The 11,494-nt window shown below is 45.9% G+C and carries 16 protein-coding genes; 12 read left to right on the top strand and 4 right to left on the bottom strand.

The genetic code is table 11. From position 1 onward, the window contains the following. Nucleotides 1–84: 84 nt before the first annotated feature. From FQV30_RS09955 to FQV30_RS09945, 3 genes are read left to right on the top strand one after another with little or no spacing between them, the layout of a single operon-like run. Complete coding sequence (locus FQV30_RS09955; RefSeq protein ID WP_146500003.1) at nt 85–795, top strand: cytochrome c biogenesis CcdA family protein; 711 nt, start codon at nt 85–87, stop codon at nt 793–795. Between the two features lie 23 nt (nt 796–818). Continuing rightward, nucleotides 819–1,142, top strand: coding sequence for a thioredoxin family protein (locus FQV30_RS09950; RefSeq protein ID WP_146500002.1), 324 nt, complete (start codon nt 819–821; stop codon nt 1,140–1,142). After that, on the top strand, nt 1,135–1,635 hold the full coding sequence (locus FQV30_RS09945; RefSeq protein WP_146500001.1) for a CcdC family protein: 501 nt from the start codon (nt 1,135–1,137) through the stop codon (nt 1,633–1,635). Before FQV30_RS09950 ends, FQV30_RS09945 begins: the two co-directional genes overlap by 8 nt. 12 nt (nt 1,636–1,647) lie before the next feature. Here the strand turns inward: FQV30_RS09945 and FQV30_RS09940 are convergent, their stop codons facing one another. Next, nucleotides 1,648–2,082 (bottom strand): DUF2621 domain-containing protein, encoded by a 435-nt coding sequence (locus tag FQV30_RS09940; protein ID WP_146500000.1) that lies wholly within the window; start codon nt 2,080–2,082, stop codon nt 1,648–1,650. 119 nt (nt 2,083–2,201) lie between these two features. On the opposite strand from FQV30_RS09940, the gene FQV30_RS09935 reads away from it, so the two are divergent. The 4 genes from FQV30_RS09935 to FQV30_RS09920 all read left to right on the top strand — a co-directional run bounded on the left by FQV30_RS09935 (nt 2,202) and on the right by FQV30_RS09920 (nt 3,503). Further along, on the top strand, nt 2,202–2,420 hold the full coding sequence (locus FQV30_RS09935; protein WP_146499999.1) for a DUF1659 domain-containing protein: 219 nt from the start codon (nt 2,202–2,204) through the stop codon (nt 2,418–2,420). A 24-nt stretch (nt 2,421–2,444) separates the two neighbouring features. After that, nucleotides 2,445–2,660 (top strand): DUF2922 domain-containing protein, encoded by a 216-nt coding sequence (locus FQV30_RS09930; RefSeq protein WP_146499998.1) that lies wholly within the window; start codon nt 2,445–2,447, stop codon nt 2,658–2,660. Between the two features lie 54 nt (nt 2,661–2,714). After that, entirely contained in the window at nt 2,715–2,840 is a 126-nt protein-coding gene (locus FQV30_RS09925) for a YvrJ family protein (RefSeq protein WP_146499997.1), read from the top strand. Nucleotides 2,841–2,939: 99 nt separating this feature from the next. Further along, the gene (locus tag FQV30_RS09920; protein ID WP_146499996.1) at nt 2,940–3,503 is read left to right on the top strand and encodes an SCO family protein; all 564 of its coding nucleotides are present in this window, start codon (nt 2,940–2,942) and stop codon (nt 3,501–3,503) included. Between the two features lie 33 nt (nt 3,504–3,536). On the opposite strand, the gene mscL is transcribed toward FQV30_RS09920, so the two are convergent. Then, nucleotides 3,537–3,923, bottom strand: a complete 387-nt coding sequence (mscL, locus tag FQV30_RS09915; protein WP_146499995.1) for a large conductance mechanosensitive channel protein MscL — start codon at nt 3,921–3,923, stop codon at nt 3,537–3,539. Between the two features lie 172 nt (nt 3,924–4,095). On the opposite strand from mscL, the gene FQV30_RS09910 reads away from it, so the two are divergent. After that, nucleotides 4,096–4,743, top strand: a complete 648-nt coding sequence (locus FQV30_RS09910; RefSeq protein ID WP_146499994.1) for a lytic transglycosylase domain-containing protein — start codon at nt 4,096–4,098, stop codon at nt 4,741–4,743. Between the two features lie 31 nt (nt 4,744–4,774). Here the strand turns inward: FQV30_RS09910 and FQV30_RS09905 are convergent, their stop codons facing one another. Together FQV30_RS09905 and FQV30_RS09900 are read right to left on the bottom strand one after the other, a co-directional pair. Next, complete coding sequence (locus FQV30_RS09905; protein ID WP_146499993.1) at nt 4,775–5,038, bottom strand: GlsB/YeaQ/YmgE family stress response membrane protein; 264 nt, start codon at nt 5,036–5,038, stop codon at nt 4,775–4,777. 466 nt (nt 5,039–5,504) lie between these two features. Further along, complete coding sequence (locus tag FQV30_RS09900; RefSeq protein ID WP_146499992.1) at nt 5,505–6,365, bottom strand: site-specific integrase; 861 nt, start codon at nt 6,363–6,365, stop codon at nt 5,505–5,507. 293 nt (nt 6,366–6,658) lie between these two features. On the opposite strand from FQV30_RS09900, the gene FQV30_RS09895 reads away from it, so the two are divergent. The 4 genes from FQV30_RS09895 (at nt 6,659) to FQV30_RS09880 (ending at nt 11,489) form a co-directional block, all read left to right on the top strand. Further along, on the top strand, nt 6,659–7,150 hold the full coding sequence (locus FQV30_RS09895) for a DinB family protein (RefSeq protein ID WP_146499991.1): 492 nt from the start codon (nt 6,659–6,661) through the stop codon (nt 7,148–7,150). Between the two features lie 142 nt (nt 7,151–7,292). Continuing rightward, nucleotides 7,293–10,004 (top strand): aconitate hydratase AcnA, encoded by a 2,712-nt coding sequence (acnA, locus tag FQV30_RS09890; protein ID WP_146499990.1) that lies wholly within the window; start codon nt 7,293–7,295, stop codon nt 10,002–10,004. Between the two features lie 755 nt (nt 10,005–10,759). Further along, nucleotides 10,760–11,197 (top strand): acyl-CoA thioesterase, encoded by a 438-nt coding sequence (locus FQV30_RS09885; protein WP_146499989.1) that lies wholly within the window; start codon nt 10,760–10,762, stop codon nt 11,195–11,197. Beyond that, entirely contained in the window at nt 11,181–11,489 is a 309-nt protein-coding gene (locus tag FQV30_RS09880) for a hypothetical protein (RefSeq protein WP_146499988.1), read from the top strand. Before FQV30_RS09885 ends, FQV30_RS09880 begins: the two co-directional genes overlap by 17 nt. Nucleotides 11,490–11,494: the final 5 nt, after the last annotated feature.

Genomic DNA, 11,494 nt, shown 5'->3' with positions numbered 1-11,494 from the left:
TCATAAAGAATTCACAATCTAAAGGGCAGTGTTCGGGCGCTGTTTTTGGTAAGATAGGGGGAGCATGTAGAAGGAGTGACAATTGTGGCAACAGATATCAATTTGTTTTTAGCGTTTGGCGCAGGGTTTTTGAGCTTTGTCTCGCCTTGTACGTTGCCGCTGTACCCGGCATTTTTATCTTATATCACCGGAATGACAATCGATGAGATCAAAAACGAAAGAGGGGTCATGCAAAAAAGAGGCATGTTCCACACGCTCTTTTTCTTGCTCGGCTTTTCATCCATCTTTATCGCACTCGGATTCAGTACTTCTTTCTTTTATGAATGGTTCCTTCGTTATGATGATTTGATCCGCCAAGTCGGCGCTATTTTCATCGTCTTTTTCGGGCTGATGATCGTTGGCGTCTTTACACCGAAGTTCTTGATGCAAGACCGGAAGTTTTCGTTCAAAAACCGGCCAACGGGATTTTTTGGAACGTTTGTCATCGGTGTGGCATTCGCTGCTGGCTGGACGCCTTGTACGGGGCCGATTACAGCAGCAATTTACACGCTTGCTGCGGCTAACCCGGGATCCGGCGTTTGGTATATGCTCGCATACGTTCTTGGGTTTGCAATTCCATTTTTCGTCTTATCGTTTTTCGTTACCCGGATGGGCTGGCTCCGCAAGCATAACAAAGCGATCATGAATGCAGGCGGCTATGTCATGATCGCTGTCGGCGTTTTGCTGTTTTTCAACGGCATGACGTACTTGATCCGTGTTCTGAGCCCGTTATTCGGTGATTTCCAAGGGTTTTAATAGACAAAAAGCAGGTGGTAGCTATGAATAGCATTGAATTGATGCAAGAATATCAAGAAAAGATCGGCCGCCGGGAGTCTTTTCTTCTCTTTGTGAAAACCGATAACTGCTCTGTATGCGATGGGCTGAGCCCGCAAGTGGAGGGTTTTGAACATGCGTACAGCTTGCCGTTCTGCACAGCAAATGCTGCCCGTTTGCCGGAACTTGCCGACAGCTTGCTGCTGTTTACCGCCCCGGTAGTTCTCTTGTTCCACGAAGGAAAAGAAATCCACCGATTTGCGCGGTTTGTCCCTATCGGGGAATTGCGGCAAAAGTTGGACGAATTGGAGGAAGGCTTATATGTATGAGATGATTCCACCGGAACTATTGCTGGTTGTGACATCTGCCGGAGCCCTGGCCATGGGGATATTCGTCATGATCATGCGGACAAAATCGGCCAAAAAACCGGCTTCTGTAAAAAAAATCGTCTTACCCCCGCTGTTTATGTCGACAGGTGCCTTGATGTTCATTTTTCCGTTTTTCCGGGTGCACCCGATGCAGATTTTTGAAGCGCTTGTCGTGGGCATGATTTTTTCTGCGGTATTGATTTGGACTTCAAAATTCGAAATCAGGGATGGCGATATCTACCTGAAGCAATCCAAAGCGTTCATTTTCATTCTGATCGGATTATTGATCGTCCGCCTCATCGGCAAAATTGTGCTGAGCGCAACAGTCGATGTCGGGGAACTCGGTGGCATGTTCTGGATATTGGCGTTCGGAATGATTGTGCCTTGGCGTCTTGCGATGTATCTTCAATATAAAAAACTGGCTGATAAAACAAAAAGCGCTGTCCCGAGTTGAGGGACGGCGCTTTTACTTTTCAAAATAATGTTCGTATGGCGTGACATCAATTTGAAGCTCGTTTAATTTTTTGCGAAGGAACTTGTGGTCACGTTTCGGTGTTGCCTGGATATAGCCGCGGATGATGTGTTCATGCTGCAGTTTTTTCGCTTTTTCTTTAAGGACGATCTGGCCGATTTTGCCGGCGATTTTTTGTTTGGCCACCGGGCGGAACAAATCCGGAACCGGCTGCACCAATTCGTTCAATAATGCCTTTTGTTCATCGCCCCATAAGTGAATGGTTTTATCTACGTAGTATTCTTCCCAGTTCAAATCAGAAAGCCCATCTTTTTTCGGCATCGATTTCAAGAACTTCCGGAACATAAAATACCCGCCAATCGCAAACGACCCGACAAGCAACACTACCCAAAACAGGATAAACCATAAAAACCAGCCATCTAGTTGCACGTTGTTTCACCTCATTTTTGCCTTGCTTCTATTATAAAAGCAATTCCAAATAAATTCATTAAAAAGGTATCCCTTTTTTTCATTTGTGTCTATATAGCGAATGAAAGGAGGTGATCAGCATGGCAAACAGCGATTTCAAAAGCGCAAACATCCGCCTGACGTTTGATAACGGCCTGGATGAGAGCGGCAAACCGAAAAAGAAAGTGAAAGTGTACCAAAACGTTACGGAAGCAGCTGGAGCGGACGCCATTTTTGAAGTGGCCCGTGTATTGGGGAGCTTTGGCACAAAGCCGTTAATGTTCTTGGAGAAACAGCAAGACGAAACGATCTATGCGTAAGGGCTGACAAAGGGGGAATAAGGAATGGCAAAAACGTTGGAATTGATTTTTGAAACAGCTGCAGGAAAAGCGGTCACGCTGTCTGTAGAAGAACCGAGAGAAGGTGTCACAGCGTCAGAATTATCGGCGGGCATGCAGACAATCCTCACGCAAAACATCTTTGAAGTGGAAGGGTCCCAATTTGCCTTAGCCAAAGGGGCGCGCATCATAGAGCGGAATGTTGTGGAGTACGAATTGTAGAAAAAGCGGGCTCTCCTGAATTGGGAGAGCTTTTTTGGATAGGGGGTGAACAGGATGGATGAATGGATGCGATTGGTCCAGGAAGTGGGATTCCCGATGTTTGTGTCGTTTTACTTGATGCACCGGGTCGAAACGAAGCTTGTTGCCATTCACGAAGCACTCGTCGGGCTGAGAATATAGCCCGGTTTCACAGATTTGTGACAAAGACAGCCCTTTCCATGTTGTCTTCAAGCGCCCGTTTCGATAACATTAAGGCTACGGAAGAGTGGAGGCGACAGCATGGAACGAAAATTAGCGGCACTTGTGCTGGGGCTGGTCTTGATCCTATCAGCGTGCGGCAGCAGCAGTATTGAGAAATTTTCATATACAAGCCATAGAGGGGAAACCGTTTCAGCGGAAAGTCTGAAAGGGACGCCATGGCTTGCGACATTCGTCTTCACCAATTGTGAAACGGTTTGTCCGCCAATGACCTTCAATATGGCGTCCATCCAGGAAGAATTGGTGAAACAAGGAATCGAAGACTATAAAATCATAGCATTCAGCGTCGATCCGAAAGCGGACACACCGGAAAAAATGCAGGAATACTTGGCAAACTTCTCTGTACCGGATGAATCAAAGTGGAGCTTGCTGACGGGTTACGGGCAGGAAGAAATAGCGCAGTTTGCAAAAGACAATTTCAACACATTCATCAAAGACGATCCCAACAGCGATCAGGTGATTCATGGAACGACGTTCTACCTGGTCGACAAAGAAGGGGTTGTCCGTGCAAATTACGACGGCTACCAAAACGTTCCGGTGGACGATATCGTCACTGAATTGGAAAATCTGATAGCGGAACAATAGAAAAACCGGTCATGGACCGGTTTTTCTTTTGGTTCACTGAGAATTCTCTTTTGCCAGCAAATCGCGTATTTCGGTAAGCAGCTGTTCTTTTGTGTCCAAGACCGGTAAAGGCTTTTCTTCCACGGGTTCTGGCTGGAACTGCAGTTTCGAGAACAACCGGATTGCAAGGAAAATAGAGAATGATATGATGAAAAAATCAATGACCGATTGCAAAAAAGCCCCATAGCGGAGTTCCGCATCCCCGAAAGTGTAAGAAAGTTGAGCGACGCTGAAGCCGCCAAGCAAAATGCCGACAGCCGGCATGATCAAATCTTCGACAAGGGAAGTGACAATTTTCCCGAAAGCGGCTCCGATAACCACTGCGACCGCCAAGTCAATAACGTTGCCTTTGATCGCGAATTTTTTGAACTCATTCCACACAATTGTTCACCTCCTTAATGTTCAGTGTACAGGGAACAGGTGGCCATTAAAACCCTTCCTGAAAATGTGAGCGATTTTAAGGATAAAAAATAACCTGTTCCGCCAAGGGGAGGCGGTAAAGTGTAAGTTGATATGGTAGAATAGTGAAAAAAGAATATTAGGTGTGGAAAAGATGAAGAAAAAAAAGTACACCAAACGACTCAGGTGGGGACGAGTGTTCATGGCGCTTTTTGTGCTTCCGGCATTCCTGGTGCTGGCCACTGTCTTGATTGCCATTTTTTACGTGGTGAAGCCTCCTGAAATTTTGGAAACGCTTAAAGAGGCGCCAAAAGCGATGTTTGATATGGAAGTGCCGGCTGACTATATCCCGCTCTACAAAGAGGCGGCTGAAGAATATGGTGTGCCGTGGACGCTGTTGGCAGCCCACCACCGGGTGGAAACGAAATTTTCGACCATGGATCCATTGTTATCGCCGGTCGGGGCGGAAGGGCATATGCAATTCATGCCTTGCACATTTGTCGGCTGGACATACCCGAGCTGTTCAGGACTTGGCAAAGGGGATATCCCGGAAAAGGAAAAAACCGATCCGGCAACAATCTCAGCATATGGCGGATATGGGGTTGATGGAAATGGGGATGGGAAGGCTGACCCTTACAATTTAACAGATGCGCTCTATAGCGCTGCCAACTATCTTTCCAAAAATGGAGCGGCGGATGGGGAGCTCGAAAAAGCCATTTATCAGTACAATCATAGCGACCGCTATGTCAAAGACATTTTGCATTACTATCATCAGTATGAAAAAGAATTTAACAGCAAATAAAAAAGAGGGTCCATTGGACCCTCTTTTTTCATTATGCTCTTCTTCTGCCTTTGTGCATTGAACCAAGAATGAGGCTCAAGACGAAAACAAGGATCAAAGCACCGATCAATGCTGGAATGATAGGGATGCCTGCTAGGGAAGGTCCCCAGTTGCCAAGCAATTCGCCACCGAGCCAAGCTCCGATGATTCCTGCAATGATGTTACCGATGATGCCGCCTGGAATGTCTTTCCCAAGAATAAGGCCGGCCAACCATCCGATGATACCGCCTACGATTAAGTAAAGAATAAAGCCCATGTAATCCATCTCCTTTTAGTTAATTTATAAGTGCTACACTCTAGATATATCCTCATTTCGATTTTTTGAAACATAAACCTGAAAAAATATAGGCCTTTTGTTTCCAAACCCTTATACGAAAAGGAACAGGAATTCAGTTATATCAAGGGGTTTTAAGGTGAAAAAAAGTTTTAAAAAATTATATTCCTAAAAGTTTTTTTACATGTTCAAGAACAAATACAAGGAAATGGATGTAAAAAATGTGACAAATACATTACAGCAATGTTGAAAGTTGACTGATAATTCAGTATAATAAAAAGAAAGGAGATGATAATGATGAAGTACGAAAACGTCGAGCAGCTGAACCGGCAAGGGATGATTTTTGTAATCATCCATACACTTATCATCTTTAACTTCGCGATCGACTTTAACGTGTTCATGTGAAAAACAACCTGCCCTTACATTGGGGCAGGTTGTTTTTTTGTGTTCATTCTTTTGGGGCTTTCAGGCGGGTAAGCGATTCTTTCAAGATGCGGGAAGCCGAATCAAGGCTGACTCCAAGGGTGCGCTGGATGTCTTCCAGATTTTTGTGTTCGATCGAATACAAATAATGCACATACGCAAAGCGGATATCACCGGAACGCATCGGCACACCGACAAACGCAGACAATGCCTCCGTATAGTCGGAAAGGGAGCCGAGCTGGAATACTGTGTAATCGTTTTTGACTTTAGATGATAGAAGATATGGGGTAGTACGGAAAATTGCCCGGTTGATGCCGTCGCGAAGCACCGGAACTTCCTTGCCGGTAAATTCGAGATGGCATGTGAAGCCGTCTTTCTTTTCGACAAGCAGCGTCAGTTTATCGCCTTGATCTTCGAAATTATCCACTTCAATCGCAATCATATCCCGGAGGCGCAGGCCACGCATATAAAGAAGGAACAGAATTTTGGCCGTCAAGGAAAGCTCATCGGCTTCAAGGACAGCCGGTTTTTTTGCCAGCAATGCCTCATAGTCCAAGTGGATATCAGCTGGCGTCAAATCCAGTTTTTCTGAAAACTGGAATTTGGGCATGAAATCGACAGGGACGCGCCCGATTCGCCACATGTAATCGAACCACTGGCGGATATAGCTGAGCTTGCGGTTGAGCGTACTGTCTTTGATGCCGGTTTCCTGCTGCTGCAGTAAAAAGTTCTGTATATCAGCCGGACGGATTTCATGCGGTTCCACCTGTTTTTTGTAAGTTTTGCGAAGATAGGCGAAAAGCGCCCGGATCAGTTGAACTTCATGGACCACCGTATTGGGGCTGATGCCTTTATCTAACCGATATTTTTCATAGCCGTATGGCATAAAGCATCACCTCTCCTTGAAACTTTAATGTAATTATACCATTATTCCGCATAAGTAGAACGTACTTTCCCTTTTTGGAAAGTGAAAATTTCTTCAAATCAGAAATTTGTTTTTGTCGTTTGACGTTGATTGTAAAGGTAATATAATACATAAGGAAAAATAACAAAACCATACAAAAAAGATAAACAAGCAGAAAAGATATAGAAGAATCCCGCAAAAAAAGAAGAGTTGAACCAAGGAAAATAGGGTATCGCATTAAAGAAAGTGTTTTAGCTTGGGGAGAGTGGCTTAACGTGTTCAAGGAAGAAAATGCGAGAATTAGAAAAGCTGTGCTCGATGCAGTTGAAGGAAAGCCGGACAGCTTGCTGAACAAAAAACCGTCGCCAGACGCCTGGTCACCGATGCAGATTTTAGACCACCTGCAATTGATGGAAACCACAATCGCCCGGAACATTTCCAAGCAGCTGGCAAGCGAAAAGTCCGAGAAAGCCATAAGAAAACCGATCGGGCTGACAACTAGCCGCATAGTTAAAGTGGATGCACCGCAGCATATTGTTCCCGGTGAAGAATTCATTTCCTTGGAAGAAATGAAAAACCTTCTGGCAGCGTCACGGACATATCTGAACGGTGTATACGACGGCGCGTCAAAAGAAATCCTGCATCAAAAATCGATGCTTCATCCGGTTTTTGGAAAAGTCCCGCTGGAGCAATGGTTTCCTTTTGTCGGACTTCATGAAAAACGGCATTTGAAACAGCTTGTAAAAACGTTGAAACAGCTTTCTTGAGTGGGTTGGAGTAATTCGAAAAACTTATCACATTCTATAATTTTAATGTAATTTACTTATGCTTTAGTTTTCGTTATGATAGAAGAGGAGAAAAGACGCTATAAACGAGCCTTTTCAGAAGATTTAAAGGAGGAACATGATCATGGCAAAAAGCAGTTTGCACAACAGCCGTACTTCTTTTCAGCTAAATGGCAAAACGTTCAACTATTATCGTTTAGCTGCGTTAGAAGAAGCAGGAATCGCGAAAGTATCACGCCTTCCTTATTCCATTAAAGTTCTTTTGGAATCCGTACTTCGCCAGCACGACGGCTATGTTATCAAAGACGAGCATGTCGAAGACCTTGCGAAATGGGGAGAGCATGCGAATGAGGAAGCGGAAGTTCCGTTCAAGCCTTCACGCGTTATCCTTCAGGATTTCACAGGAGTTCCAGTAGTTGTAGATTTGGCTGCCCTTCGTTCAGCAATGGCTGAAATGGGTGGAGATCCAAACAAGATCAACCCGGATGTTCCAGTAGATTTGGTCGTTGACCACTCTGTACAAGTAGACAGCTATGGAACAAATGAAGCACTTAAAATCAACACAAAACTTGAATTTGAACGAAATGCAGAGCGTTACCAGTTCTTGAACTGGGCTCAAAAAGCATACGACAACTATCGTGCGGTTCCACCTGAAACAGGAATCGTCCACCAGGTCAACCTTGAGTATTTGGCAAGCGTTGTCCATGCAATCCAAAACGAAGACGGAACATTTGAAGCTTATCCAGATACACTGGTCGGAACTGACTCGCATACGACGATGATCAACGGCCTTGGCGTACTTGGCTGGGGCGTCGGCGGTATCGAAGCGGAAGCTGGTATGCTTGGACAGCCTTCATTCTTCCCGATCCCTGAAGTAGTCGGCGTTAAATTGACGAACGCATTGCCTAACGGCGCGACTGCAACAGATTTGGCCCTTAAAATCACTCAAGTGCTCCGCCAAAAAGGGGTAGTCGGCAAATTTGTCGAGTTCTACGGAGCTGGCGTTACGACATTGCCGCTTGCTGACCGTTCGACTATCGCCAACATGGCACCGGAATATGGCGCTACTTGCGGTTTCTTCCCGGTTGACGAAGAGGCGTTGGATTACCTCCGCTTAACAGGCCGTGAAGAAGACCACATCGAAATCGTAAAAGCTTACTTGATCGCTAACGATATGTTCTTCGATGCAGACAAAGATCCAGTTTACACGGATACAGTTGAACTTGACCTTTCAACTATCGAACCAAACCTTTCAGGTCCTAAGCGTCCGCAGGATTTGATTCCTTTGTCTCAAATGAAAACAGAATTCAATAAAGCGGTCACTGCTCCTGAAGGCCCTCACGGTTTCGCTTTGAGCCAAGAGGAAATCAACAAAACTGCAACTGTCAATTTCAAAGACGGCTCTACTGCCGAAATGAAAACAGGCGCAATCGGCATCGCTGCAATCACTTCATGTACAAATACATCTAACCCATATGTAATGTTAGGTGCTGGACTTGTTGCGAAAAAAGCGGTTGAAAAAGGCTTGATGCCGCCGGCTTACGTGAAAACATCATTGGCTCCAGGTTCGAAAGTTGTTACTGGTTACTTACAACAAGCTGGATTGCTCGATTATCTTGAGCAAATCCGTTTCAACTTGGTAGGTTACGGCTGTACAACATGTATCGGAAACTCAGGTCCGATGCTTCCTGAAATCGAAGATGCAATTTTAGACAGCGATTTGTTGGTGACTTCAGTCCTTTCCGGTAACCGTAACTTTGAAGGGCGTATCCATCCACTTGTAAAAGCTAACTACTTGGCTTCACCGCCGCTTGTTGTTGCTTATGCACTTGCTGGAACAGTGGATATCGATCTTCAAAACGATCCGATCGGACAAGACAAAGACGGCAATAACGTTTACTTGAGCGATATTTGGCCGACAACTGAAGAAGTGAACGAAGTGGTGAAGAGCACTGTGACACCTGAATTGTTCCGCAAAGAATATGCGCGCGTGTTTGACGAAAACGAAACTTGGAATGCGATTGAAACAAACGATGATTCACTTTATGCGTTTGATGACGAATCGACTTACATCCAAAACCCGCCGTTCTTCCAAGGGCTATCAGCAGAACCACAAGCAATTCAAACACTTAAAGACTTGCGTGTAGTTGCAAAATTCGCAGATTCCATCACGACGGACCACATTTCACCTGCAGGCGCAATCGGCAAAGATACGCCAGCCGGTAAATACTTGCGTGAGAAAGGCGTAGAGCCGCGCAACTTCAACTCTTACGGATCTCGCCGCGGTAACCATGAAGTCATGATGCGCGGAACGTTCGCGAACATCCGCATCCGTAACCAAGTAGCACCGGGAACAACTGGCGGTTACACAACTTACTGGCCGACTGGCGAAACAATGGCGATTTACGATGCAGCCATGCGTTACCAAGAGCGCGGTACAGGACTTGTTGTCCTAGCCGGCAAAGATTACGGCATGGGCTCTTCCCGTGACTGGGCTGCCAAAGGTACATTCCTTCTTGGCATCAAGACAGTTATCGCTGAAAGCTATGAGCGTATTCACCGTTCAAACCTTGTGATGATGGGTGTTCTTCCGTTGCAATTCATCAACGGAGAAAACGCAGATTCACTTGGCCTAACAGGACGCGAAACCATTTCCGTTAACTTGACAGATGACGTGAAACCACGCGACATCCTGACAGTGACAGCAACTGCTGAAGACGGAAAAGTAACTGAATTCCAAGCACTTGCACGTTTTGACTCTGAAGTGGAAGTTGACTACTACCGCCACGGTGGTATCCTTCAAATGGTACTTCGCAGAAAATTAGTGGAAGCGTAAGATAAATAAAAAAGGCTGCCTGCGGGCAGCCTTTTTTATTTGTGTTGAGCTATACGTTAGTTATAAAAGAAGTGTAGTGACCATTCCGCAAAACAGCTGCGCTTTCCACGGGCTGGCGCCGAACTAACTCAAAACAGGTGCTCCTGCATCGCTGGCTAGCTTCGTCGCAAAGACTTGCCCTCGCAGACTTCTGTCAAGTCTTGACTAACGTCCGAGTGGATTTCGGCACTTCGCTATCCCGCAGGAGTCTCCGCTGTTTCGCTCCATGGTTAAAGTGTAAATCATAAAAAAGTAGCCGAAATAGAATTATCTATTTTGATATAGATGCTTCTAAAAGCCTTAAATATTAGTAATACAACTTTTTCAAATCAGTTTAATGAACATTCTATTAAGGAGAAGGATACGATCGGATTTATCATTACAGTGAATCAAGTGAAAGGCGGCGAAGGGCAAAGATATGCTCCTGCATCGCTGCGCTTCTTCGTCGCAAACGATTCGCACCAGCGCAAATCGCTTCCTGCGGGAGCAGTGATGGAGTGGAACGACGGAGCGGCACGAGCCGAAGACCCCGGACTGAGCGAGCGAATGTTTTTGTATTTGCGACGAGTAATCGCAGGAGCAAAGGAAGCGGCTGAGGCCGTGCCCGCGGAAAGCGTCCGTCTGAAGCGAAATGAAAAAGGATGCCAGTGCACAGCCTTTTCTTTTTTATTAATCGGGCAATGTTTTGTATACTTACATAGAGGTGAATTAGGAATATGTATATCAGTGAAAAAGAAGTTGAAATCCGCTATGCGGAGACAGATCAGATGGGCGTCGTCTACCATGCCAATTACGTGATCTGGCTGGAGCTTGGGCGCACCAAGCTGATCGAGGATGTCGGTTTTACGTACGCGGAAATGGAAAACCAAGGCTATCTGTCTCCGGTTACCGACATTTCCGTCCAATACAAAGCGCCGCTTCGCTATGGCCAAAAGGCGATTGTCCGCACATGGGTGGAAGACCATGGCCGTTTGCGCACCACATACGGTTACGAAATATTGCACGAAGACGGCACTGTTTCAGCGACAGCGACTTCGGAGCATGTTGTGGTCAAGAAAGATTCGTTCCGTCCGGTGTCGCTCAGCAAAATCTATCCGGAATGGCACGCAAAATACGAAGAGATCAAGAAGGATGCCCATGGCGTTCGGAGTTAAACGCGATGAAGTGAACCGCTGGAAGCAGTCTGTGAAAGCCGGGGAAATCGCCTTTTTGACGCATTATTGGATCGATGAGCGGTTTCCGGGCTGCAACACCGTGACAAAAGTCGGCTGCAGTGATTTGGAAAAGCTCGGAGAGTGGGGGCGGCAATATGGCTTGCAGCCGGAATGGATGGATTTGCGGGGAGACTACCCGCACTTCGATTTGTTCGGGGACCGGCAAAGCCAGATCTTGGCCGCTGAAGGCATAACGGATCAACTGAAAAAATTCAATATAAAAAAAGCGTGAGGAAA

Source organism: Planomicrobium sp. CPCC 101110 (assembly GCF_007859395.1).
Lineage (GTDB): Bacteria > Bacillota > Bacilli > Bacillales_A > Planococcaceae > Planococcus.
Note: the sequence above shows the minus strand (reverse complement) of the source record. Positions and strands in the feature narration are given on the sequence as shown.